This window comes from Polynucleobacter sp. (assembly GCF_018500155.2).
Taxonomy (GTDB): Bacteria; Pseudomonadota; Gammaproteobacteria; order Burkholderiales; family Burkholderiaceae; genus Polynucleobacter.
The window spans coordinates 16,263-39,424 of record NZ_JAHBAK020000009.1 but is presented as its reverse complement, the minus strand read 5'-3'; the positions used below and the strand labels follow the sequence as shown (position 1 = coordinate 39,424).

At 45.8% G+C, this 23,162-nt stretch carries 22 protein-coding genes; 4 read left to right on the top strand and 18 right to left on the bottom strand.

Annotated features, from left to right (window positions below; genetic code table 11):
- The first annotated feature begins 15 nt into the window (after positions 1-15).
- On the top strand, positions 16-1,452 hold the full coding sequence (locus tag KIH43_RS01240) for a mannose-1-phosphate guanylyltransferase/mannose-6-phosphate isomerase (protein WP_297716883.1): 1,437 nt from the start codon (positions 16-18) through the stop codon (positions 1,450-1,452).
- An 18-nt stretch (positions 1,453-1,470) separates the two neighbouring features.
- Here KIH43_RS01240 and KIH43_RS01235 read toward each other — a convergent pair whose 3' ends face one another.
- From KIH43_RS01235 to KIH43_RS01210, 6 genes are all read right to left on the bottom strand, one after another.
- The gene (locus tag KIH43_RS01235; RefSeq protein WP_297716917.1) at positions 1,471-2,817 is read right to left on the bottom strand and encodes a glycosyltransferase; all 1,347 of its coding nucleotides are present in this window, start codon (positions 2,815-2,817) and stop codon (positions 1,471-1,473) included.
- Between the two features lie 17 nt (positions 2,818-2,834).
- The gene (locus KIH43_RS01230; RefSeq protein WP_297716881.1) at positions 2,835-3,809 is read right to left on the bottom strand and encodes an aspartate carbamoyltransferase catalytic subunit; all 975 of its coding nucleotides are present in this window, start codon (positions 3,807-3,809) and stop codon (positions 2,835-2,837) included.
- On the bottom strand, positions 3,806-4,309 hold the full coding sequence (pyrR, locus tag KIH43_RS01225) for a bifunctional pyr operon transcriptional regulator/uracil phosphoribosyltransferase PyrR (protein WP_296970449.1): 504 nt from the start codon (positions 4,307-4,309) through the stop codon (positions 3,806-3,808). The genes KIH43_RS01230 and pyrR overlap by 4 nt, the downstream gene beginning before the upstream one ends.
- Before the next feature lie 25 nt (positions 4,310-4,334).
- The gene (gene ruvX, locus KIH43_RS01220) at positions 4,335-4,775 is read right to left on the bottom strand and encodes a Holliday junction resolvase RuvX (RefSeq protein ID WP_297716879.1); all 441 of its coding nucleotides are present in this window, start codon (positions 4,773-4,775) and stop codon (positions 4,335-4,337) included.
- On the bottom strand, positions 4,768-5,352 hold the full coding sequence (locus tag KIH43_RS01215) for a YqgE/AlgH family protein (RefSeq protein ID WP_297716915.1): 585 nt from the start codon (positions 5,350-5,352) through the stop codon (positions 4,768-4,770). The genes ruvX and KIH43_RS01215 overlap by 8 nt, the downstream gene beginning before the upstream one ends.
- Before the next feature lie 70 nt (positions 5,353-5,422).
- A complete protein-coding gene (locus tag KIH43_RS01210) occupies positions 5,423-6,235 on the bottom strand; it encodes a YdcF family protein (RefSeq protein ID WP_297716877.1) in 813 nt (270 codons plus the stop codon).
- 72 nt (positions 6,236-6,307) lie between these two features.
- Here KIH43_RS01210 and KIH43_RS01205 point away from each other — a divergent pair, with 72 nt between their 5' ends.
- Positions 6,308-7,789: a deoxyribodipyrimidine photo-lyase gene (locus KIH43_RS01205; protein WP_297716876.1), complete on the top strand. Its 1,482-nt coding sequence runs from the start codon at positions 6,308-6,310 to the stop codon at positions 7,787-7,789.
- Between the two features lie 38 nt (positions 7,790-7,827).
- On the top strand, positions 7,828-8,667 hold the full coding sequence (locus KIH43_RS01200) for a symmetrical bis(5'-nucleosyl)-tetraphosphatase (protein ID WP_297716873.1): 840 nt from the start codon (positions 7,828-7,830) through the stop codon (positions 8,665-8,667).
- 17 nt (positions 8,668-8,684) lie between these two features.
- Here KIH43_RS01200 and hemL read toward each other — a convergent pair whose 3' ends face one another.
- The 10 genes from hemL to KIH43_RS01150 all read right to left on the bottom strand — a co-directional run bounded on the left by hemL (position 8,685) and on the right by KIH43_RS01150 (position 19,466).
- Entirely contained in the window at positions 8,685-9,983 is a 1,299-nt protein-coding gene (gene hemL, locus KIH43_RS01195) for a glutamate-1-semialdehyde 2,1-aminomutase (RefSeq protein ID WP_297716871.1), read from the bottom strand.
- Between the two features lie 21 nt (positions 9,984-10,004).
- A complete protein-coding gene (locus tag KIH43_RS01190; protein WP_296970462.1) occupies positions 10,005-10,175 on the bottom strand; it encodes a rubredoxin in 171 nt (56 codons plus the stop codon).
- Positions 10,176-10,235: 60 nt separating this feature from the next.
- Positions 10,236-11,693, bottom strand: coding sequence for a THUMP domain-containing protein (locus KIH43_RS01185; protein WP_297716869.1), 1,458 nt, complete (start codon positions 11,691-11,693; stop codon positions 10,236-10,238).
- 50 nt (positions 11,694-11,743) lie between these two features.
- Positions 11,744-12,169, bottom strand: a complete 426-nt coding sequence (locus KIH43_RS01180) for a CopD family protein (protein WP_297716866.1) — start codon at positions 12,167-12,169, stop codon at positions 11,744-11,746.
- A 24-nt stretch (positions 12,170-12,193) separates the two neighbouring features.
- Positions 12,194-13,480 carry a glutamate-5-semialdehyde dehydrogenase gene (locus KIH43_RS01175; protein ID WP_297716865.1) on the bottom strand — a complete coding sequence of 429 codons (1,287 nt, stop codon included), beginning with the start codon at positions 13,478-13,480 and terminating at the stop codon, positions 12,194-12,196.
- 42 nt (positions 13,481-13,522) lie between these two features.
- Positions 13,523-14,584 carry a DNA polymerase III subunit delta gene (gene holA / locus KIH43_RS01170; RefSeq protein ID WP_297716863.1) on the bottom strand — a complete coding sequence of 354 codons (1,062 nt, stop codon included), beginning with the start codon at positions 14,582-14,584 and terminating at the stop codon, positions 13,523-13,525.
- Between the two features lie 22 nt (positions 14,585-14,606).
- Positions 14,607-15,167, bottom strand: coding sequence for an LPS assembly lipoprotein LptE (gene lptE / locus KIH43_RS01165; protein ID WP_297716861.1), 561 nt, complete (start codon positions 15,165-15,167; stop codon positions 14,607-14,609).
- A gap of 13 nt (positions 15,168-15,180) precedes the next feature.
- Positions 15,181-17,853 carry a leucine--tRNA ligase gene (gene leuS / locus KIH43_RS01160; protein WP_297716859.1) on the bottom strand — a complete coding sequence of 891 codons (2,673 nt, stop codon included), beginning with the start codon at positions 17,851-17,853 and terminating at the stop codon, positions 15,181-15,183.
- A 48-nt stretch (positions 17,854-17,901) separates the two neighbouring features.
- The gene (gene dapB / locus KIH43_RS01155) at positions 17,902-18,702 is read right to left on the bottom strand and encodes a 4-hydroxy-tetrahydrodipicolinate reductase (protein WP_297716913.1); all 801 of its coding nucleotides are present in this window, start codon (positions 18,700-18,702) and stop codon (positions 17,902-17,904) included.
- A gap of 71 nt (positions 18,703-18,773) precedes the next feature.
- Positions 18,774-19,466, bottom strand: a complete 693-nt coding sequence (locus KIH43_RS01150) for an outer membrane protein assembly factor BamE (RefSeq protein WP_297716857.1) — start codon at positions 19,464-19,466, stop codon at positions 18,774-18,776.
- 28 nt (positions 19,467-19,494) lie between these two features.
- On the opposite strand from KIH43_RS01150, the gene fur reads away from it, so the two are divergent.
- Positions 19,495-19,950, top strand: a complete 456-nt coding sequence (gene fur / locus KIH43_RS01145; RefSeq protein ID WP_296967244.1) for a ferric iron uptake transcriptional regulator — start codon at positions 19,495-19,497, stop codon at positions 19,948-19,950.
- Positions 19,951-20,063: 113 nt separating this feature from the next.
- On the opposite strand, the gene gap is transcribed toward fur, so the two are convergent.
- Both gap and tkt read right to left on the bottom strand, forming a co-directional pair.
- Complete coding sequence (gene gap / locus KIH43_RS01140) at positions 20,064-21,092, bottom strand: type I glyceraldehyde-3-phosphate dehydrogenase (RefSeq protein ID WP_296966998.1); 1,029 nt, start codon at positions 21,090-21,092, stop codon at positions 20,064-20,066.
- A 44-nt stretch (positions 21,093-21,136) separates the two neighbouring features.
- Complete coding sequence (gene tkt / locus KIH43_RS01135; RefSeq protein ID WP_297716855.1) at positions 21,137-23,140, bottom strand: transketolase; 2,004 nt, start codon at positions 23,138-23,140, stop codon at positions 21,137-21,139.
- Between the last annotated feature and the right edge of the window lie 22 nt (positions 23,141-23,162).

The window sequence follows — 23,162 nt, the reverse complement described above, 5'->3', positions numbered from 1 at the left end:
AGGTAAAATTTGCCGATGAATCTTAACTTTTCGATGGTAATTATCTGTGGGGGAGCCGGCTCCCGTCTGTGGCCCGTTTCTCGTGAGAACCGTCCAAAAGTATTTATGCCGGTGGCCAGTCAACACTCACTCCTTAGTGAAACTGCCAATCGCATTACCTCTACCAACCCATGGCTTTGTATCGTGACTTCTGAAAGTCTAGGTTTTCAAGTGGTTGCGGATTTAAAAGATTCCGAGCAAGAAGCCAAGCTCACCATTATTGAACCTTTGCGACGTAACACCGCTCCTGCGGTGCTCTTTGCTGCCTTGGCCGCCAAAGACGCTGGTCGTGGTGATATTCCAATGCTAGTCTTGCCAGCCGATCATGTCATTCATGACAAAGTCGGTTTTGAAATGGCTGTTTCCAAGGCGGTTGATTTTGCACAAGAAGGAAACCTAGTCACTTTTGGCATTCCCCCAACCCACGCAGAAACTGGCTATGGTTATCTTAAGCTCGGTAAGGCGGTACACACTCCACGCAATGCTGAAGGTCGCATTGTTGAGCAATTTGTTGAGAAGCCTGCACTTTCAGTAGCCGAGCAATATGTTGCCGCTGGTAACTACCATTGGAACTCAGGCATGTTCTGTTTTACGCCGAATACTTTGATTAAGGTAGCTGGCGATATTGCCCCTAAATTGTTGCAACAAGTGCAAACTTGTTGGCAAGCAAGCACGCAGAATCAATCTGGCAACAGTTCGCTGACGCTGGACAAAACTACGATGGCTACCATTGAAGATATCTCTTTGGATTACGCCATTATGGAAAAAGCGCCCAATGTCGTTTCCGTCAATGCCAGCTTTGATTGGGATGACGTGGGCTCTTGGGATGCGATGGCAAAACATTTTCCCGAAGATGAGCATGGCAATGCCGCACAGGGCAAAGCCATTTTTGTAGACTCTTCTAACAACTTTGTTTTTGGTCGTGAGCGCTTAATTGCTGCAGTCGGCCTAGATAACCTTATCATCGTTGATACGCCAGACGCTCTGCTGGTTAGCGCTAAAGGGCATTCTCAGTCCGTCAAGAAAGTGGTTGATTCACTGAATAAAGCACAAGATGAACGTGCTAGCTATCACAGCACCGTGCATCGTCCTTGGGGCACATACACAGTGATCGAAGAAGGTCCTGATTACAAAATTAAACGTATTGTGGTGCACCCAGGCGGAAAACTTTCCTTGCAAATGCACCACCATCGTAATGAGCACTGGGTGGTCATTGCTGGCAAAGCAGAAATCGTTAATGGTGACAAGGTCTTGCACCTCAATGCCAATGAATCTACCTACATCCCCAAAGAAACGCAGCATCGCCTGACCAATTTGGGCGATACACCTTTGGTGATTATTGAAGCTCAAGTCGGCGACTACTTAGGCGAAGACGACATTGTGCGCTTTGAGGATCAGTACGGCAGGGCTTAAGTACCCTAACCGTTAACCTTAAATCGTTTCCAGAATCTTTTGCACGGCTTGGTTCACGCCCACTGGACTACCCAATACTGGGTTGAGATTTTTCTGCTGCCAATCTAACCAAATTTTTTCTAGAGTCATCGCAATACCAGACTCGTCACCACTAGCACTCAAATAAGCATTGCGGGCACTAAGCATCTCATTTAACTGGGGATTGCGATGCGTGATCCCCCAGATAGGACGACCTGTCCACAAATAATCATAGAGTTTTGAAGGAATGTATTCAGCGCATTCTTCACCCTGTCCATGCAACAAAATCAAGACATCAGCCTGCTGCATTTTTTCAATAACCTGCTCCCTGCCAGAGATACCGGACCGAGGATCTTTTTCCAGGCGGCCATGGGTCACCACCACATCATCAAGTCCGCAGCGCTCAACAAATTCTACTGAAAGGGCGTCCAAAGAAGCGCCATATACATGAATGCGGATATGAGCGCGCGCTTCTGGACGCTTTGCAAATAGTGCATTGAACGCAGACAGAATGGTTGATAAAGAGCGATCTTTTGCTAATGATCCAAAGTGGCACAGATTTAAGTACTCAGAGTATTGGTGTTTGGTTGTAAATTGTGTGTGACTTGGAGGCTCTGCCCCTGGGGTCACCACAAATCCGTGAGCGTTCTTTGGAGTGCCCAACTCTGGATTACGTACCTTTGCATAATGCAATGCACCTTCAGTTAACCACCAAACATAATCCGCATGCTGACATAACTTCTTCTCTAAGAATTGCCTAAAGGCAGCATCGCGATTGGTTGGTTTTTCAAAGCCTTGGTCTTGAGGGCTTTTACGAATCACCAGCGGGTCATGAATCTCGCTGATCAACTCAATACCTGTCGACTTTTTTAACCATAAACCTGCTAGATGCGCCGACCATGCGCCTCCACTGGAATACACCACATCCACTTTGCCACTACGAATCAGTTTCCGACCGTGAAGAAAAGCAGGGATAGCCCAAGACCACTGACTTGAATACCCTAGTAATAATTTCTCAATAGCAATGAATGGTGCTAGCAACAACGATACTGTGCGAGTCGTAATTTTGTAAAACCAGCCACGCCCATATTGATTGGCGATCCAATGACGAAAGTCAAACCGAAAACCGGCTGGACCCCATGCTAAAAATTGATGATGTGCAAAGCGCTCATCCTTGATCCCTGTAATGGCACTAAAGACGATCGGTTGTACGCCCGCTTCGAGCAAGTGAGGAATCTTATCGGTCACTGTCAAGCTGGCAGCGCGACCATCCATATTAAAACCGTGCGACAGTATCAGCCAACGCTTTTTTTCTGGAGCAACCAAGATCTGCGGCATCACTGTCATCAAGCCCGATGCGCTATTTAATTACCCGCAACGATGGACATCACCGCCATACGAACCGCAATACCAAAGGTCACTTGATTCAAAATAACGGCCTGCGGACCATCAGCAACAGCGGAATCAATCTCCACTCCACGATTCATGGGGCCTGGGTGCATCACAATGGCGTCCGATTTCGCAAGCGCCAAGCGCTGAGGGTTTAAACCATACTGCTTGAAAAATGCATCGCCCTCTGGAACTTGACCTGCTTCCATACGCTCTTTCTGAATGCGCAAAGTCATCACCACATCAACGTCCTTAAGTCCTTCTTCCATCGTATGAAAGACTTTGACGCCCAACATATCCAAATTGCTTGGCAAAAGACTTTCTGGACCGATCGCGCGAATATCTTCGCAACCTAAAGTAGTGAGTGCATGAATATTGGATTTCGCTACTCGGGAGTGGACGATATCACCGACAATTGCCACTTTGAGCCCTTTGAATTGCTGCTTAAAGTGACGCATGGTGTACATGTCCAATAAACCTTGCGTAGGGTGCTGATGACTACCATCACCTGCATTAATCACGTGCACATGAGGCGGCACATGCGTAGCAATTTCAATAGGTGCACGAGATACACTGTGGCGCACTACAAAAATATCGGCCTGCATCGCGACTAAGTTATCAATCGTGTCCAGTAAGCTTTCACCCTTCGCGGTGGAGGAAGTAGAGATATCCAAATTGATCACATCCGCTGAGAGGCGCTTAGCCGCAATCTCAAAAGTCGTTCTCGTACGGGTAGAGTTTTCAAAGAAGAGATTAAATACGCTTTTACCCCTGAGTAAAGGGACTTTCTTGACCTCTCTAGAAGGATCAGTAACGCTGACAAACTGTTTGGCAGTATCGAGAATATGCAAAATTTGCTCTTTTGGCAGACCTTCCAGCGTCAGTAAATGGGTTAACTCACCATTGGCGTTAAATTGATTCACTACATTTGATCCTAAATTTTTGCTCATTCGGTGCGCTCCTCAAGTACGAAGCTCAATTTACCTGCGCCGTCTTTTTGTAAGACCAAGATTTGCTCATCAGCCACTTGAACCGTTTCGCCTACAAAATTCGCGCTCACCGGTAGTTCACGATGACCACGATCTGCTAGCACCATCAGTTCGACTTTAGCGGGACGACCAAAATCGAATAATTCATTTAAAGCAGCGCGCACTGTTCTTCCAGTAAACAGCACGTCATCAATCAAGATGACATTTGTACCATTGACATCAAATGGCAAATCGGTTGTCATGGTGCTTGCAGTGCGAAGTGCAGTCATACCTTTTTCAGCATAATCATCACGATGAAAAGCGACATTAATCACGCCATAACGTGATAATCCCAAGTCGCTCGCTAAGCGCTCAGCTATCCAAGCTCCGCCAATTGCCAAGCCAGCAATCTCAAAAGGGGATTGCTGCGCACGCTTGCGCATCGCATCGAGCATTTTCTCGTACAACAATTCAGCATTCATTGACTATTTCCTGCATTTCATTCATTTAATCTTGGTCAACCTTTGACACCGACGCCTCTGCAAAATATTGCTCCAAAATCACCGCAGCAGAATGGGCATCTAGATTGTCCTGCATCTGGGCATTACTCTCCAAAATAGCCGAGCTATAACGCTCGTCTACCCAAATCACTGGCAAATTCAGCCTGCCTTTCAGCTGATTGCCAAATCGGGTTGCTCTCTCGGTCATTTCGTGGGTTGCGCCATCGGGATGCAATGGCCTGCCCACAACCAATAAATCTGGCTGCCATTCGTTTACTAAGGAACCAATCTCCTGAAACAAGCCATCAGCATTAGGGGCTACGATGGTTTTAAGCGCTTGTCCTATGCGAGTCACCGAATTACCTACAGCTACACCAACTCTTCGTGTTCCATAATCAAATGCCATTACCGTCTGAGCAACTCCTGTAATAGCGTTCGACTTAGGCATGCCCCGCCTCTCCTGAGAGATGAGACAAATCAAAACCCAGATGGCCCATTGTTTTTTCATAACGCTTTGCAGCTGGAGTATTAAAAATAATCTCCATCATTTGCTCGCGAGACAATGGCACATTCATCCAACCATTGAGAGTAATTTCTTCTTCTAGCTGACCAGCTCCCCAGCCAGCGTAACCCAAGGTCATTAAAAATTTTCTTGGCCCGTTACCAATCGCCACCGCTTCGAGCACATCTTTTGAAGTGGTCATTGTCAAACCACCTGGAATGATCAGGGAGGAGCTATAAGAGAGATGAGGATTGGATTCGTGCAAGACGAAACCGCGCTCAATTTGCACGGGCCCACCAAAATAAACAGGCTGCTCCAATAAGGGCGCAATTTCTAGCTTGAGATCAATCTTGTCAAACAGATCACCTAAATCTACTTGGGTAGGTTTGTTTACCACTAAACCCATTGCACCACGCTCATTATGCTCAAAGAGATAAACCACAGAGCCAGCAAAATTGGCATCTACCATGCCTGGCATAGCAATTAAAAATTGATTAGCTAAATGGTCGGCTGAATAGGAGATCAAAGATCCGTTGTCAGGATTTTGAGGGGCTTTATTGGCCGTATTCATAAGACCCTATTTTACCGAATCTCTAGATTTTTCCCGTAATCTTGTACGCAACTAGGCCAATGAGTTCATGGAGCAAGCGATTCCAGTTTTGCGCACCATAAACGAGGTCAAAAGAGGTCCACTGCAGAGTGTGGGCAGTTTGATAATCGACTGGCAATGGCAATACAAGAATGCCTTGCTTTTGGAATATTTTGATGGATCGATACATATGACTGGCAGAGGTCACCAAGATCCATGGTTTTAACTGGCCATCTGCATTCTTCATTCCAACAGTGTCGATGATGGGTTTGACATACAGCGCATTCTCATAGGTATTGCGCGATTGATTCTCGAAATGCACCTTCTGAGAATCAATCCCCTGCTCATCAATCAAGCGTTTAAAACTGTCTGCCTCTGAAATGCCCTTTGGATTCACGGCCCCAGAAAATCCGCTATATACCAATGGCAAATCTGGATAACGATGAACTAGTTCTAGCGCTTTGGTAACACGCTCTGCAGCTGCTCCAATCGCGACCTCATCGCGATCAAGTCCAATTTGGCCACTTTCAATTGCGCCACCTAGCACTACGATGCCGCCAATATTCTCCTGAGAAAGCTTCGCCAATTCAGATTTAGCCACTGAATCTTCTAGCGCTCTTAGCAACGCCTCTGCCGTTGGAATCCATCCAATAATCAACAAATCCAATAAAGCCAAAACCAAAAAGCGTTTTACTAACGCCAACTTTCTTAGCAACAAAAAGTAAAGGCTGAGAACAACGAACAATAGTGCCCAATTGAGGGGTTCGATACAAAACTGCACTACTTTCGAAAGAATAAAGAAAATCGTATCAAGCATGACTCAGAATCTTAATCCTTTTACTTCATTCCTCTTCAACAAATTATTGTATTTAGCCCTAATATAGGGGTTATGCAAAAAGCACTCGTTTGGCTCCGCCGTGATCTTCGTCTTTATGACAATGCTGCGCTTCACCACGCCCTTCAAGAGAGCGCCCAAGTTTGGCTAGCATTTATTTTTGATACAAACATCCTCAATCCGTTGCTTAAAGAGGATAAGGATGATCAAGGCAAAAGACTATTGACTCACGATCGCCGGGTAGATTTTATTTGGCAAGGTCTACAACAAATCGATGCAGAACTTCGCGCCCTAGGTGGCGGTTTGATAGTGCGTTTTGGTAAGCCTACAGAACTCATTCCACAAATTGCTAAAGATCTTGGCGTTAACACAGTTTTTACGAATCATGATTACGAGCCATCAGCCATTGCACGTGATGCGCAAGTTGAAAAAAGTTTGGATCAATTAGGCATCGCATTTAAAGACTACAAGGATCAAGTCATCTTTGAAAGAAAAGAGATACTGACCAACTCGAATACCGTGTTTTCAGTTTTCACGCCCTATAAAAATAGTTGGCTCAAAAACCTACAAGCAAAAGATCTCGCTGCTTTTGACTGCACCCCCAAACCAGGACAAATTGCTTCTGTTCCAAAAAAATTCGATTTTCCTTTGCCCACTCTGGAGTCTATGGGCTTTTGCCCAACGGGGATCGAGAGCTACCTACCCCCTGGATCTCAAGGAGGCCAGGCTTTTTTGGAAGACTTTCTTCATCGTATTGATCAATACCAAGTTGGCAGAGATTTTCCAGCTGTCAAAGGTGTGAGTTACCTCTCCACCCATCTACGCTTTGGCATGCTATCGATTCGCGGACTTGTACGTGAGGCACATCGTCGCATGCTAGCTGGCAGCATGGGTGCAACGATTTGGTTAAGTGAACTCATATGGCGCGATTTCTATTTCATGATTTTGGCCAACCACCCACGCTTAGCAGAAGGCAAATCTTTCAAACCAGACTATGACAATATTGTTTGGGAAAGTGGCAATACTGCCAAGAAGTTGTTCACCGCTTGGTGCGAAGGTAAAACGGGTTTCCCCTTAGTTGATGCCGCAATGCGTCAGCTCAATCAAACCGGCTATATGCATAATCGCTTGCGCATGGTAGTGGCTAGTTTTTTGACAAAGGATTTAGGAATAGATTGGCGCTGGGGCGAAGCCTATTTTGCGCAGCACCTCAATGATTTTGAGCTCTCATCAAACAATGGAGGCTGGCAGTGGGCATCCTCTTCTGGATGTGATGCGCAACCTTACTTTCGGATCTTTAATCCCACTACTCAATCAGAAAAATTTGACCCTGAGGGAAAATTTATTCGCCGCTACTTGCCCCAATTGGAAAAACTCTCCAAAAAATCCATTCATGCACCCTGGAAAGCCGGTCAGATTGAGCTCGAGGTCGCTGGGATTCAGCTAGGTAAGGACTATCCATTACCTATTGTTGACCATGATGAAGCGCGCAAGAAAACCTTGGTGCGCTACAGCGTGGTGAAAAAAGTAGATTAGTCTCACTCAAATCTTCATGCCCCGTTCTAAAATGGGGCATGAGCAAAATTTATGCGGTAGGTGACGTTCAAGGATGTGCGCCTTCGCTAAAAGCCCTTGTTAAAAAACTCCCTAAAGAATCCAAAATGATTTTTTTGGGTGATCTCGTCAATCGTGGCCCTGATTCACTTGGCGCTTTACGCTACCTAAAATCGCTTCAAGAATCTGGTCGGGCTGAATGCATTTTGGGCAATCATGATCTCCATCTACTGGCGATCGATGCTGGCATTCGGCAGACTAAAGGCTTGGATACTGTAGATGCCATACTCAAAGCAAAAGACCGCGATGAGTTAATTGATTGGGTACGCAATCGCCCCTTAGCTTTAAGTAATGGCAAATTACTCGCGGTTCACGCTGGAGTTCTGCCTCAATGGGATTTACAACAAACTATCGAGTGCGCCCAAGAAGTTGAGAAAGTGCTACGCAGCAAATCCTATAAAACCTTTTTAGGCAATATGTATGGCAATACCCCGAACCTATGGCGCAACTCACTCAAAGGGTATGAGCGCCTGCGGGTAATTACAAATGCGCTCACCAGAATGCGGTTTTGCAAACCTAACGGTCAAATGGAATTTGAGAGCAAAGAAGGTTTAGAAAAAGGCCCGAAAGGTTTTATTCCGTGGTTCAAGGCGCCAAATAGAAAAACGCGAGAGCATGTGATTTATTTTGGGCATTGGTCTACGCTCGGTTTAATGCGTAAAGCGAACGTAGTTGGTCTTGATACAGGATGCGTCTGGGGTGGAAAACTCACTGCCATTGAGATTTCGGAAACTCACAAAGATAAGAAAAGCGCACAGATTATTCAGGTGGATGGATATGACCATCCATTACGCATGTAAACGTCTGTATAAATTAACTAAGCACCTAGCTTTTGAAAAGCTTTATCAGCAGCAGCAATGATGGCACTAATCACTGCATCATCATGAGTCATCGAGGTAAAGCCAGCCTCATATGCAGATGGAGCTAAATACACCCCTTCATCTAACATCAGATGAAAAAATTGCTTGAATGCTTCGATATTGGTTTTTGTAACCGCTTCATATGAGCTTGGGACTTCTTTAGAAAAATAAAACCCAAACATTCCGCCAACACTATCTACTGCAAAAGGAATATTGGCTTTATCCGCCATTTGCTTCATACCTGCCATTAACTTTTGTGTTTGCGATGTCAGATTTTCAAAGAATCCTGCCCGAGAAATAATCTCCAATGTTTTTAAGCCAGCGGCAACTGCCACAGGATTACCGGAGAGAGTTCCTGCTTGATAGACATTTCCTAAAGGCGCTAACCTAGACATGATTTCTCGCTTGCCACCAAAGGCAGCGATGGGCATACCGCCGCCCATTACCTTGCCTAAGCAAGTAAGGTCGGGTTGAATGCCCTGAAGAGATTGGGCGCCACCAAGAGCGACCCTAAAGCCCGTCATGACTTCGTCATATATCAGAACACTGCCATATTGATTCGTGAGCGAACGAATCGCATTCAAAAACGCTTTGGAGGGCTGAATCAAATTCATGTTGCCAGCAATAGGCTCAAGAATGACTGCAGCAATTTGATCACCTTGCTTTTTAAACACCGCCTCAATTGCTTCTACATCGTTATACGGCAGCACTAAGGTATGCTTCACTAGATCTTGCGGCACTCCTCCTGAGGATGGCGCATTTTGGGTGGAGTCTGCAAACGTTAATAAGCCAGAACCCGCCTTCACTAATAGGCTGTCGGCATGGCCGTGATAACAACCTTCAAACTTAATAATGACATCGCGACCTGTATATCCACGCGCCAAACGAAGAGCGCTCATCGTGGCTTCTGTGCCACTAGAGACTAAGCGAACTTGTTCAACACTAGGAACTAGCGCGCAAATGCGCTCTGCTAATTCAATTTCGCCTTCAGTAGGTGCGCCATAACTAAAACTCGTTTCTGCTGCTTTTTTGACTGCCTCAACTACCTCTGGATTTGCGTGCCCCACAATCATGGGACCCCAAGACATAATCAAATCGATATAACGCCTATTCTCAGCATCCCAAAAGTAAGGGCCTTGTGCTTTAGTGACGAAACGTGGTGTTCCTCCCACCTGACGAAATGCGCGGACCGGAGAATTCACTCCACCAGGGATGGTCTTTTGTGCACGCTCAAATAAGACGTCGTTTTGACTCACTGTTTCCTCAGCTAACGTAGTTTATAAAGCCATCATTTCAAAATCTTCTTTGCGCGCGCCGCACTCCGGACAGGTCCAGTTCATGGGCACATCCTTCCATAAGGTGCCTGGAGGAATGCCTTCATCCGGCAGGCCAGCGGCTTCGTCATACACCCACCCACAAATCAGACACATATATGTTTTAAATTCCATTGCTCAACTCTCCAGTCATTTCCAGTAGATTTTCTACATTCTTTATTTATTTTAAAGGGCTTATCCGTTTGTGGAACTTTCGTTATTTAAGCGCTTTTCATGCATTTCAAATTTAAATAATCGACATTCCAACGGTCCATTAAATAACGGCGTTCTCTTAGACTCTTTAATGCGAAGTTGGCCAGGAAGCGCCATATCGGCAGTCAAAACAAACACGTTCCATCCGCCAAATGTATCTTTTAAATGCTGTCCAAACTGGCGCAAAAATTCCACAAATTTTGGATCTTGCTCTTCTTGGGCTTGGAGTTTTTTTAACGATTCACGACTTGTGCGCTTAGCGCTTTGGCGGCCTGTTTCTAGATTCAGCTCATAGCGATTTTCAACATCACTGAACTCATCATTTTTATCACGCAAACTACGATCTTGACCACGACCACCTTTAATGACAAGACGCTCCCCATAGGGGGGATTTAGCAACATCGTGCCGTGAATAACACCACTTGGAGGTTTGCTAGCCATCGCATCAATTTGCCGAACCATAGGTTGATCAGGCAATTGCGCTCTTTGCCAGTTGCCTTGATACATCGCTACTAATCGCTCGTTAATGTCTCCACCATAAATTTTTAGAGAATCCACGGAAGAAAATTGCTTGCGCTTTTCTAATATGCGAGTGAGTGCTGCTTCTTTTAAATGAGCCCAACTCTCCTGCTCAGCAGATTCCTGAAACGGCTTTAATCGTTGAAAACCAAAGCCATGCGCCGAAGTAACCAATGGACGATAAGCCAGTCTACTTGGCTTAGCATCGTTCCCATACATGCCCGCTCGAATTGCCCCAGGAGGTATGCATAACGCAGTTTGTGCTGCTTCTATTAAAAAAGTTCCGCTGCCACACATCGGATCGAATAATGTTTGCCCTGGCTTCCAGCCCGTCAGAGACAAAATGCCAGCCGCTAAATTTTCCTTGAGCGGCGCATCACCTTTTTCATCCCGCCAACCGCGCTTAAAGAGCGCCTCGCCAGAGGTGTCAATATAAATCGTCACATGGGTAGCGCTTAAATGAGCCTGCACTCGCACATCAGGAAAGGCTGTATCAATACTGGGGCGGTCTCCTGTGACATCTCTCAAACGATCAACAATCGCATCTTTAATTTTGAGGGTTGCAAAATTCAAACTCTTCAGTGGTGAGCGATGCGCAGTCACATCCACGCGCAATGTCTGTTTACTCGTAAACCAATCCTCCCAAGCAAGGCCGCTTGCTAATTTATAGAGGTCCTCTTCTTGCCTATAAGGCGCTTGCGCCATTTGCAGTAAAACACGGCTGGCGATACGAGAATGCAAATTGAGCGCCATAGCAACGGATATTGGACCTGCAAGGCCAATACCCCCAGTAGGGCTCGTTGGGGTTGGCTCAATAACCCATTTACCCAATTGTTGTGATTCGGGTAGTTGAGCAATCTCTGCAAGCTCCTGCGCCAATGGAAGCTCTAAACCACCAGGACAAACAACAAAAAATCTCATGGAATTCACAATCTCTAAGAAGAGCTACGCGGCAGCTCTAGAAAAAACATCTAGGGCTTAAATATCACTAAGCTGACAATCACCAATAACAACATTACGGGAACCTCATTAAACCAGCGATACCAAACACCGGATTTCAGATTGGCTCTAGCGCGAAACTTTTTCAATAAACTCCAGCACGCATGATGGTAACCAATCACCAAAAGCACAAAAAATAATTTGACATGCATCCAAAGCTCACCAGCACCGACGCCAAAAACTAACCAAAGTGTGAGCCCCAGGATCACTGCTGGTACGGCCAGAATGGTCATAAATCGAAAGAGCCTATTGGACATACCCAGCAAACGTGCATACGCTTCTGGATTTTTCTCATCCGCTAAATTGACAAAAATACGAGGCAGATAAAACAGACCAGCAAACCAAGAGGTAATGAAAACGATATGAAGGGTTTTGACCCATAAATAAGGATTTGTCATGATGTATTGAGTGTGATGGGTAACTTAAGTACGTATCTCGCCGTGGCCCATCACCACATATTTCAAAGAAGTCAGGCCATCTAAACCCACTGGGCCTCGAGCATGCAACTTGTCATTAGAAATACCAATTTCTGCGCCCAATCCATACTCAAAGCCATCAGCAAAACGTGTACTTGCATTCACCATCACACTCGAGCTATCGACCTCACGTAAAAAACGATCAGCATTGTTCTTATTGTTAGTAATAATCGCATCAGTATGTTTACTACCATAACGCTCAATATGATCCATTGCCTCATCAAGACCAGCAACGGTTTTGATAGACAAAATAGGTGCTAAGTACTCTGTTTGCCAATCTTCTTCAGTGGCATCAACCAAATGAGTAAAGCCAAGTGTTTCTAAGGTTTTGCGCGTGAGAGGATCCACCCGCAGCTCAACTCCTTTGTCTTGATAAATCTTACATAACTCTGGCAATACCTTGGGAGCAATCTCTTGATTCACTAGCAATGTTTCCATCGCATTACAGGGAGCATAACGCTGAGTCTTCGCGTTATCACACACTTTAATCGCCATCGCAATATCGGCATCAGCGTCAATATAAGTATGACAAATTCCATCTAAGTGTTTAATCATTGGCACACGTGCTTCAGACATTAAGCGCGCGATGAGACTCTTGCCACCCCGTGGAACAATGACATCAATATACTGAGTCATCGTAATCATCTCACCCACAGCAGCTCGATCAGTTGTCGTAATCACTTGCACAGCATCTTTTGGCAGCCCGGCAGCCGCTAGCCCTTCCTGAATAATGCTTGCTAATAGGGTGTTGGAATCAATCGCCTCAGATCCACCGCGCAATATGACGGCATTACCCGACTTTAAGCATAGCGCTGCTGCATCGATCGTGACATTAGGACGAGACTCATAAATGATGCCAATCACACCCAATGGGACACGCATTTGCCCCAATTCAATTCCGGATGCCTGGCGTTGCAGTGGGGTGATCTTTCCAATAGGATCAGCCAAAGACACAATTTGCTCAAGACCCAATGCCATCGTCTCTATTGTCTTAGGAGTCATTGTGAGACGATCAACAAAAGCAGCATCAGAGTCGCTACTCTTAGCACGCTCTACATCAATTTGATTGACTGCTGCTATCTCAGTTGCTTTTTCACGCACAATTTTGGCAATGTGTAATAGCGCTTGATTTTTTTGTTCGCTACTTGCACGCGCCATAGCACGAGATGCATCACGGGCACGCCTCCCAATATCTTGCATCATTTGACGAATCGCAGCACTTGCTTCGGTCATATTGCTAACTCTCAATATTTTTAGGTTATCACTTCAATATCATTAACGTAATAGATTGCCCACTAAGCGCAGACCATCCCATGGATCTGATGGCAACTCAGGCGCCGAAAGACCCTTTACCTGTCGATCTAAGCCAGCGGCAACTTGCATCGCTTTACGTAGTTTCAAGGGAGCAATTCGCTTTAAGGCTGCAGGATACAAACGCTCTTTAGCACCCCAAATCCGATTAGCTCGCATGAGCTGTTGCACTGACTCTCCGGCCTCAACCGCCATCTTCAACTTAGATAGTAGCCTAAGCTCTTCTGTAACGCTCCAGAGAATCAAAACTAATGGCTCACCTTCGCCCTTCAGGCCATCTAACATATGGTTTAACCTGGCTAAATCGCCAGCCAGAATTGCTTCGGTCAATTCAAAGACGTTGTAACGCGCCACTTTTAATACTGAGGCACGAATTTGTTCTTCCGTTAACGTGCCAACTGGATACAGTAATCCTAATTTGAGAATTTCCTGATGGGCTGCAATTAAGTTTCCTTCAACTTGTTCGGCAACAAATTCCAATGATCTTTGGCCACTCGGGCCTGACTCAACCTCTTGCCCCTGTTTTTTTAAACGCTGCGCAATCCAAGCTGGTAAAGACCCGCGATCCAAAGAATCGATTTGCACCGCCATTCCCGCTTCATCCAAAGAACTAAACCAAGCTGATGTTTTGGTTTTTCCATCCAACCTTGGCAACACAATACAAGTGATGGTATCTGGGCCTTCAGGACCGATTCCCAGAGACTGTAATTGTGCGGAGAATTGTTTTAATGCTTCGGCACCATCTCGACCAGGCTTACCGGTCGGTATGCGTAACTCAACCCAGCGTTTATCCCCAAAAAGTGACATGGTTTGACCTGCGTTTAAGAGCGCACTCCAGTCAAAACCGCGCTCTTGCAATAACACTTCACGCTCGGTATAGCCCCGCTGCTTAGCAATAGCACGCAACTGATCCATTGCCTCCATCATGAGTAATGGTTCATCACCGCAAAAAACATACAAGGGCATTAAAGTGCCATCGGCTTGCAGCTTCTTTAGATGCGTTTGCAGGGCGTCAATTTTGATCATAGACACTCTTTTAGAAAAAATTCTAAAAGCCCTTGCTTTTCGAAACTCTTGCAGATGCGGAGATACGACGTAATATCTGAATTGCCAAGTCACGGCGCATCAAACCCAAGAATCCTTGAATTTGAGCATCATTCGCCAAAACGGTGGAGACAGAGAAGTCTAGATCGCGAGTGAGATAGATCTCTGACTCAGGTACCACCTCTACACCCGTCGTATCAAACGCTCTAAAGGTAACGCGAACAGTCAAACGATATGCAGAAATTTGACCATTGGCGTTATAAGCCAAAATTTCTTGAGTAGTTGTTTCATTCAGAATCTCTAAAAGAAGGTCGGCATCCCTTGGATTAATCGCCACCTTCACTGCAGTGCCTGTTAACACTGCCGTTTGAATATCCCCGCGCAATTGTGGCGAAGGATTGCCAGTAATCGCGAGAGCTTTATAGGGTAAATCCACTGCGCCCTTTAAGCGAAAACCACAAGCACTAATGGAGCCCAACATCGTCAGACCCATCATCGCAAGCGCAGAGCGTCGCACTCTATTAGTGGGGGCTGCTACTCTTCTTTCTTGACGAGTGATCTTCATAGCATCTACTTCCTTAGGCAACAATATTGATAAGGCGCCCTGGCACAACAATCACTTTTTTAGGGCTACCGCCATTGAGTGCCTTTTGTGCTGCTTCGCTTTGTAGGGCACAAACTTCTATCTGCTCTTTTGACGCATCCGCGGCCACTTTGATTTCACCGCGTAATTTACCGTTAATTTGGAGCATTAAAGTGATCTCAGTTTGCACTAACGCAGACTCGTCCACTGTTGGCCAAGGAGCATCCAATAGGGGGCCAAATGTTTTGTCATACGCTAAGTCTTTCCATAACTCATAGGTCATATGAGGCACCACAGGGTATAGAACGCGCAACAAAATACTGAGACATTCACGTAAAACCGGTGCGCTAATTGAAGATGTTTGCTCAAGCTTAATTGGCTCTAGGACATTTAATAACTTCATCGCTGCTGAAACAACGGTGTTGTACTGGCGACGTTGATAGTCAAAGTTCGCTTGTTTCAGAATGCTATAGACCTCGCGACGTAATTCTTTCTCGGTCTCATTGAGCTCATTAGGAATAGCATCCTGCGCTACTCGTATCGCATTCGCTTGACTGCTTGAGTACATCCACACTCTGCGTAAAAAACGGGAGGCACCTTCAACGCCAGCGCCAGACCACTCTAATTGCTGTTCTGGTGGAGCAGCAAACATCACAAATAAACGAGCGGTGTCCGCGCCATATTCATCGATGAGAGCCTGTGGATCAACGCCGTTATTCTTACTTTTAGACATCTTCTCAACACCGCCAATCATGACGGGCGCAGCAGAAGCGTCACCTTTAAGTTTGGCACCACGCGGGCGGCCTTTTTCATCAAGATCTAATTCCACTTCTTGAGGATTAAGCCAAACTTTTTTACCCGAAGCTTCTTCCGTGTAATAGGTTTCATTGAGAACCATTCCTTGCGTCAACAAATTCTGGAATGGTTCATCAAAATGAATCAGATTGAGATCACGCATGACCTTAGTCCAAAAGCGTGCATAGAGTAAATGCAAAATCGCATGTTCAATACCGCCAATGTATTGATCCATCGGCATCCAATATTCATTCCGCTCATCGACCATTGTCTTGGCATCTGGACCTGTATAGCGCATGAAATACCAAGAAGAATCTACAAAGGTATCCATTGTGTCTGTTTCACGACGCGCAGGTTTACCGCATTGAGGGCACTTCACATTTAAAAAATCAGCACGTTTATTTAGTGGATTACCGCTGCCATCAGGAACACAATCTTCTGGCAAGACGACTGGTAAGTCTGCCTCAGGCACCGGCACAGCACCGCAGCCAGGATGACTCTCATCCCCACAATGAATAATCGGAATTGGCGTACCCCAATAGCGTTGGCGTGAGATACCCCAGTCGCGCAAACGATAGGTGGTTTTAATTTCTCCAATACCCATCTTTTCAAGATCATTAGCTACTGCGCTCACCGCCTCATCATGAGAGAGGCCGTCGTACTTGCCACTGTTAAAGCAAACGACATCTTCTTTTTGGGCGTACCAATCTGCCCAATGCGTTGGATTAAACATGGGTGACTCCTCTTTGAGGGCAATCACTTGCTTAATCGGCAATTCATATTTGAGTGCAAAAGCAAAATCACGTTCATCATGTGCTGGCACCCCCATGACTGCGCCATCACCATAGGACATCAACACATAGTTTCCAACCCAAACTGGAACAGGCTCATGCGTGAGAGGATGCGTGACATAGAGACCAGTGAACATCCCCTCTTTTTCTTGAGTTGCCAAATCCGCCTCAATCACACTACCGGTTTTGCATTTTTCTATGAATGCAGCGAGAGCAGGATTAGTAGCGGCGGCCTTTGTTGCCAATGGATGTTCTGCTGCAACAGCACAGAAGGTGACGCCCATAATCGTATCGGCACGCGTAGTAAATACATACAGCAAGCCATCCTTAATGAAGTTGCCATGCTCATCAGCGATTTCATGCTTGAAAGCAAAGCGCACACCACGACTTTTACCGATCCAATTTTGCTGCATGGTTTTCACACGCTCAGGCCAACCTAAGCCATCGAGACCCGACAACAACTGCTCAGCATAGGCTGTGATATTGAGGTAGTAACCAGGAATTTCGCGCTTCTCGACGAGAGCACCTGAGCGCCAACCTCGCCCATCAATCACTTGCTCGTTAGCCAAAACAGTTTGATCAATCGGATCCCAATTCACGACTTGAGTTTTTCTGTAGGCAATACCCTTTTCAAGCATCTTTAAAAAGAGCCATTGATTCCAGCGGTAATATTCGGGGCTACAAGTGGCTACCTCTCTTGACCAATCAATGGCTAAGCCCATCGCCGCCATTTGCTTTTTCATATAAGCAATGTTGTCGTAAGTCCACTGCGCTGGCGGGACTTTATTCTGGATGGCCGCATTTTCTGCGGGCATACCAAAGGCATCCCAACCCATCGGCATCAGAACGTTATAGCCTTGCATGCGAAGCTGACGCGCCATCACATCATTGATGGTGTAGTTGCGTACGTGACCCATATGCAACTTTCCAGAGGGATAAGGCAACATAGAGCAAGCGTAATACTTTGGCTTTTTCTTGCCATCTGCACTAACTGCGTTTTCAGTTACTCGATAGGCCTGAGCGTTTTCCCAATCAGCCTGAGCTGCCGCTTCAATGCTGCGGTAGTCGTAATCCTTACTCATTCAAAACAACTCTTTTCTTCTGTTCTTGATAAATTTTGATAGCGTTACTTATTTACGCAAACCAAGTACATCCTGCATGTCATACAAACCGGAAGCTTTGTTTTGCAGAAAACGGGCTGCGCGTAAAGATCCCTGTGCATAGGACTGGCGACTTGATGATTTATGACTGATCTCAATACGTTCACCATCACCAGCAAATAAAACGGTGTGGTCACCCACAATATCGCCGCCACGAATAGTGGCAAAACCAATTGAGCCTGGTTTTCGTTCGCCAGTATGACCTTCGCGAGCATAAACAGCCACATCCTCTAGTTTTTCACCAAGAGCATCAGCAATGACTTCACCCATCTTCAAAGCGGTTCCAGATGGCGCATCTACCTTATGACGATGATGAGCTTCAATCACTTCAATGTCATAGCCTTCATTAAGCATCTTCGCAGCAATCTCGAGCAGCTTGAAGGTTGCGTTCACACCGACACTCATATTGGGTGCAAACACAATCGCCATTTTTCCTGCTGCGCTTTTGAGGGCACCAATTTGATCGGCACTTAAACCTGTCGTACCAATAATCATCTTCGTGCCAGTTTTTTCTGCCACAGCGAGATGCGCCATAGTACCTTCGGGTCTAGTGAAATCAATCAGAAATTCTGCATTCGCCAACACCGCGGCTACATCCGCTGAAATAGATACACCTGTCTTTTTGCCCAAAAAAGCGCCAGCATCTTCACCCAATTGAGGACAAGATGCATGTTCAAGCGCGCCAACAAGTTGCGCATCTGTGCTATTGAGCACAGCCTCAATTAACATTCGGCCCATCCGACCAGTAGCCCCTGCAATTGCAATCTTCATCATGTTTTTTCGCTCTTAATTTAGATGCTGATGGATGCCTAAATATCGGTAGGCATCATGGTTAAAAATATTTACTGTTTGGTCTCGGTTGCCAATGGAATGCTCAACTCTCCAGGCCCTATATATTCCGTCTGTTGCGCTGGTTGTACTACTGGCGGCACGACTGCGCCCTGCGGCAAGTTGTCCGTTGGGCTTGGCACTAATAACTCGGGTTGTTGCAAAGGTGGGGTGACAGGCGGTTTATTTGAGCCAGTGAATATGTCCCAAAATGAACGTTTATTTTTGGCGTAGTCATCTATTTCGGCAACTAACTCTACTTCCGTAGGTAAGGCATCGCCTTCAAACTTGACGACCTTGTCGCCATCAAAAAATACTGTGACATGCCGCTCTTTGCCAACGCGTTGGCCAGCGCGTTTAAATTCAAAAACATAGTCCCAACGATTCGCATGAAAGTAGCTAGCTAACAATGGGGTACCCAAAATTTGACGCACTTGCTCACGCGTCATACCCACCTGCAACTTTGCATACTGCTCGCTGGAAATAAAATTGCCCTGCACCATATCTGGAACATAGGGTCTAAAAATTTTATTCATCCAGGCACGCTGGGTTTCATCAACCGCAGTAGAGCAGCCCGCAATTGCTAGCAGATTAAAGACAGCAAAAGCCAATAAACCACTTCTAGAGGAGCGAAAAACCCCTTTTAGAAAAGACTGAAAAAAACGTTGAAAAAGTTCAAGGCAAATTTGCATGGCTGGCCGTATCATTAAGACATTGATTTTAGCGCCCAAAGCCATGAATACGAACCAAAACCCCAGCCCTGAAAATTTACGAGATATTGGTCTCAAAGCCACTGGCCCCCGGATGAAAATCCTCGATTTCTTCCATCAAAATGGAGGTACCCACTTTAGCGCCGAGGACGTTTTTATGGCTCTCGCAAAGGAAGACCAAGAAATCGGCTTGGCGACCGTCTATCGAGTACTAACCCAATTTGAACAGGCAGGCCTATTAATACGCAGTCATTTTGAGTCCAGCAAGGGAGACAGCCGAGCGATCTATGAACTCAATGAGGGACGCCACCACGACCACTTAGTTTGCTTGGACTGTGGACATGTTGAAGAGTTTGTTGATGAGGCCATTGAGAAGCGGCAGCGAGACATTGCCAAAAACCTGGGTTTTAAGCTCCAGGAGCACTCCTTAGCCATGTATGGCCATTGCCAGAAGAAAAACTGCAGAAATAAGCAAAAATAGTCTCTTTTTGATGCTTTAAGCACTCCTTTTGCCCGGGATAAATGAAAAAAGACCTCAAATTAGAGGTCTTTTTAACATTTTAGCTACTTTTAACTACAAATAACGGTTTTTGCTCACTTTACAGCCATTAGTGCTTCTGCGGCATTGAGCATCTGAACTGAATAACCCCATTCGTTGTCATACCAGGCCAACACTTTCACCAACTTACCGTCAGCTGAGACGCGGGTTTGAGAAGCGTCATAAATACTTGGACGTGGGTCATGGTTAAAGTCAATGGAAACCAAAGGCAGTGTATTAAAGCCCAGGATACCTTTGAGCTCGCCCTCGCTAGCTGCTTTCAAAATAGTGTTCACTTCATCAACGCTGGTAGCGCGACTAGCAGCAAATGTGAGATCGACTACAGAAACATTGATGACTGGCACACGCATTGCAAAACCATCAAAACGACCAGCCAATGCCGGCAACACTAAACCCACCGCTTTAGCAGCACCAGTTTTAGTAGGAATCATGCTGGTAACGGCAGAGCGTGCACGACGCATATCCTTGTGATACACATCCGTTAACACTTGATCATTGGTAAATGCATGAATGGTGGTCATCAAACCAGACTCAATGCCAATTTTTTCTAGTAATGGTTTTACTAGCGGTGCCAAACAGTTAGTCGTACAGCTCGCATTAGAAACCACCACATCACTTGGCTTTAAAACATTTTGATTGACGCCGTAAACAATAGTTGCGTCTACGTCTTTTTCACCAGGAGCAGAGATCAATACTTTCTTTGCACCCTGTTGAATATGAATCATCGCCTTCTCTTTAGAAGTGAACTTCCCGGTGCACTCTAAAACCAAATCCACTCCCAACTCACCCCATGGAGTCTCTGCTGGATTGCGGGTGCAAAACATTTTGATTCTGTCACCATTCACAACCATGCAATCGCCATCGACTGAGACTTCGGCAGGAAAACGGCCATGAGCAGAATCGTATTGAGTTAAATGGGCGTTAATAGCGATATCGCCCATTGCATTAATTGCAACCACTTTGATATCACGACGTGGCTTACCGTTCACTTGATCTTCATATAAAGCGCGCAATACCATGCGACCAATACGTCCATAACCATTAATTGCAACACGAATTGTCATTGTTTTCCCCTTGCTAATATTGAAATTGATTGCGTCGATTCAGATTATTTCTTTGCGATGCATTGCTTTACTGTTTTCGCAATTTGATCGACTGTTAGGCCAAAATATTCATACAGCTGTCCTGCAGGTGCGGACTCACCAAACGTATCCACACCATGTACTGAGGCACAACCATACTTCCACCAGAAATCACTCACGCCTGCTTCCACTGCAATACGTGGAAGATTGGCGGGCAATACTTTTGACTTGTATGAAGCATCTTGCTGATCAAATACAGTGGTTGAAGGCATGGAAACCACTCGCACACCCAGCTTACCCCCACTCTCATTCTCTACTCGCTCAGCAGTTTGTAGCGCTAGACCCACTTCAGAGCCCGTAGCAATGATGACAACATCGACTTTTCCAGACTGCGGTTCACGCAGCACATAGCCCCCGCGGGCAATATCTTTAATTTGCTGACTATTTCTAGAAACAAATGGGCAATTTTGGCGACTAAAAATCAGCGCACTTGGACCGTTTTTACGCTCAATAGCCGCGCCCCAAGCAACGGCACTCTCTGTGGTGTCACAGGGACGCCAAACCATCAAATTCGGAATTAAGCGCAGACTAGCAACGTGCTCAACTGACTGGTGTGTTGGACCATCCTCTCCCAGGCCAATCGAGTCGTGAGTGAAAACAAAAATGCTACGTAACTTCATTAGCGCCGCCATGCGAATCGCATTACGACTGTAATCAGAGAAAGTTAAAAAGGTGCCGCCGAATGGAATATAGCCACCATGCAAAGCGATTCCATTCATGATGGCGCTCATTCCAAACTCACGTACGCCATAGTTAATATGGTTACCCCATTGATCACCACGCACCGCTTTACATGCTGACCAATTGGTGAGGTTTGAACCCGTTAAATCTGCTGACCCACCCATGAATTCTGGCAATGCAGGCGCCAATGCCTCAATGGCATTCTGACTTGCTTTACGTGTCGCAATCGTCTCTGCTTTGGATTGACAGGCTTTGAGATACTTGGCTAGTGTCGGAGCAAAATCTTTTGATAAATCACCTTGCATCCGACGCTGTAATTGCGCAGCAAGCTCAGGAAATTTATTTTTGTATTTTTGGAAATCTTTATTCCACTCATGCTCAAGCGCTTGACCGCGTTTCTTGAAATCCCAAGCAGCATAAATATCTTTTGGAATCTCAAATGGTGCATATGGCCAATTTAAGGCTACCCGTGTTGCTGCAATTTCAGTCGCTCCGAGCGGTGAGCCATGCACCTTATCAGTACCGGCCATATTCGGCGAGCCTTGCCCAATTGCGGTTTTGCAGCAAATTAAAGTAGGCTTATCGCTCTTCTTGGCCTTAGCAATAGCCTTGGAGACCGCTTCAGCATCGTGACCATCTACATCACGAATGACATTCCAGCCATAGGCCTCAAAACGTTTCGGCGTGTCTTCGTTAAACCAAGATACGACTTTGCCATCAATGGAGATGCCATTGTCATCCCATAAGGCAATGAGTTTGTTGAGCTTCAATGTTCCAGCCAATGAACACACTTCATGGCTAATACCTTCCATCAAACAACCATCACCTAAAAATACATAGGTGTAGTGATCAATGATGTTGTGTCCGGGGCGATTAAATTCTTCTGCAAGTAATTTTTCTGCCAATGCCATTCCTACTGCATTGGAAATTCCCTGACCTAGTGGCCCTGTTGTGGTTTCTACTCCAGGAGTAATGCCATATTCAGGGTGACCAGGAGTTTTGCTATGCAACTGGCGGAAATTTTTTAACTCCTCGATCGGCAAGTCATAACCAGAAAGATGCAGTAAGGAATACAACAACATTGAGCCGTGACCATTTGATAAAACAAAACGATCACGATCAATCCAATGGGGATCTGTGGGATTGTGTTTTAAATGCTCATTCCACAAACCAACGGCAATGTCGGCCATGCCCATTGGCATTCCAGGATGTCCTGAGTTTGCTTGTTGAACTGCATCCATGGAAAGGGCGCGAATGGCATTAGCCATGCGAATTTGAAGGTTTGACATCGTAAAAAAGGTCTCGAGGAAA

Excerpts from the sequence above, each read along its gene's own strand:
- KIH43_RS01240 (WP_297716883.1), top strand. The coding sequence starts at position 16 with ATGAATCTTAACTTTTCGATGGTAATTATCTGTGGGGGAGCCGGCTCC.
- KIH43_RS01235 (WP_297716917.1), bottom strand. The coding sequence starts at position 2,817 with ATGACAGTGATGCCGCAGATCTTGGTTGCTCCAGAAAAAAAGCGTTGG.
- KIH43_RS01230 (WP_297716881.1), bottom strand. The coding sequence starts at position 3,809 with ATGAGCAAAAATTTAGGATCAAATGTAGTGAATCAATTTAACGCCAAT.
- pyrR (WP_296970449.1), bottom strand. The coding sequence starts at position 4,309 with ATGAATGCTGAATTGTTGTACGAGAAAATGCTCGATGCGATGCGCAAG.
- ruvX (WP_297716879.1), bottom strand. The coding sequence starts at position 4,775 with ATGCCTAAGTCGAACGCTATTACAGGAGTTGCTCAGACGGTAATGGCA.
- KIH43_RS01210 (WP_297716877.1), bottom strand. The coding sequence starts at position 6,235 with ATGCTTGATACGATTTTCTTTATTCTTTCGAAAGTAGTGCAGTTTTGT.
- KIH43_RS01205 (WP_297716876.1), top strand. The coding sequence starts at position 6,308 with ATGCAAAAAGCACTCGTTTGGCTCCGCCGTGATCTTCGTCTTTATGAC.
- KIH43_RS01200 (WP_297716873.1), top strand. The coding sequence starts at position 7,828 with ATGAGCAAAATTTATGCGGTAGGTGACGTTCAAGGATGTGCGCCTTCG.
- KIH43_RS01190 (WP_296970462.1), bottom strand. The coding sequence starts at position 10,175 with ATGGAATTTAAAACATATATGTGTCTGATTTGTGGGTGGGTGTATGAC.
- KIH43_RS01185 (WP_297716869.1), bottom strand. The coding sequence starts at position 11,693 with ATGAGATTTTTTGTTGTTTGTCCTGGTGGTTTAGAGCTTCCATTGGCG.
- KIH43_RS01180 (WP_297716866.1), bottom strand. The coding sequence starts at position 12,169 with ATGACAAATCCTTATTTATGGGTCAAAACCCTTCATATCGTTTTCATT.
- KIH43_RS01175 (WP_297716865.1), bottom strand. The coding sequence starts at position 13,480 with ATGACCGAAGCAAGTGCTGCGATTCGTCAAATGATGCAAGATATTGGG.
- holA (WP_297716863.1), bottom strand. The coding sequence starts at position 14,584 with ATGATCAAAATTGACGCCCTGCAAACGCATCTAAAGAAGCTGCAAGCC.
- lptE (WP_297716861.1), bottom strand. The coding sequence starts at position 15,167 with ATGAAGATCACTCGTCAAGAAAGAAGAGTAGCAGCCCCCACTAATAGA.
- leuS (WP_297716859.1), bottom strand. The coding sequence starts at position 17,853 with ATGAGTAAGGATTACGACTACCGCAGCATTGAAGCGGCAGCTCAGGCT.
- dapB (WP_297716913.1), bottom strand. The coding sequence starts at position 18,702 with ATGAAGATTGCAATTGCAGGGGCTACTGGTCGGATGGGCCGAATGTTA.
- KIH43_RS01150 (WP_297716857.1), bottom strand. The coding sequence starts at position 19,466 with ATGATACGGCCAGCCATGCAAATTTGCCTTGAACTTTTTCAACGTTTT.
- fur (WP_296967244.1), top strand. The coding sequence starts at position 19,495 with ATGAATACGAACCAAAACCCCAGCCCTGAAAATTTACGAGATATTGGT.
- gap (WP_296966998.1), bottom strand. The coding sequence starts at position 21,092 with ATGACAATTCGTGTTGCAATTAATGGTTATGGACGTATTGGTCGCATG.
- tkt (WP_297716855.1), bottom strand. The coding sequence starts at position 23,140 with ATGTCAAACCTTCAAATTCGCATGGCTAATGCCATTCGCGCCCTTTCC.